Raw genomic sequence first — 564 nt, 5'->3', positions numbered from 1 at the left:
TGACACTCCTTGCCAACACTCTCTCGCAAGGGCCGATAAGCGATACCGTTGCCCACAACATGGCACGCAATGGTCTGCTGCAAGCAGCGCGTTGCAATGCCGACTTGCGCCTGCAGGTGCAATCGGCCATTCTTACCGTCGGTGCGTACCTTGTCGTCAGGCAGGAGGCTACGGCCGGGGTCATGATTGTCAGTTCGATCATGATGGGGCGTGCGCTGGCTCCGGTCGATCTGGCCATTTCAAGCTGGAAACCCTTCCTCATGGCGCGCCAGAGTTGGGCGCGGCTGGAGGACCTCTTGGAAAAGGTTCCTGAAACCGCTCCTGTTGTGCCTATGCCTGCACCTGAACGCGAACTGCGCCTCGAAAGCGTGACAATTGTTCCGCCCGGCGAAAGCAAGCCGACCGTGACCGGCATTGCGTTTGCCATTCAGGCGGGAAGCGCACTCGGGGTCATCGGTCCATCGGGCTCGGGCAAGTCGACACTCTCGCGCGCCATCGTCGGCGCATGGACGCCGGTCGCCGGGAAGGTTCGCATCGACAGCGCAAGCCTCGATCAATGGGACC

General features: G+C 61.5%; 1 protein-coding gene. It reads left to right on the top strand.

The features are described from left to right. A partial coding sequence (locus NKJ76_RS32350) for an ATP-binding cassette domain-containing protein (RefSeq protein WP_352539221.1) occupies nucleotides 1-564 on the top strand: 564 nt, incomplete at both ends.

The organism is Mesorhizobium sp. M0029 (assembly GCF_040323735.1).
GTDB lineage: Bacteria > Pseudomonadota > Alphaproteobacteria > Rhizobiales > Rhizobiaceae > Mesorhizobium.
The sequence above is the reverse complement of the archived record's forward strand: the minus strand, read 5'-3'. Positions and strand labels throughout refer to the sequence as shown.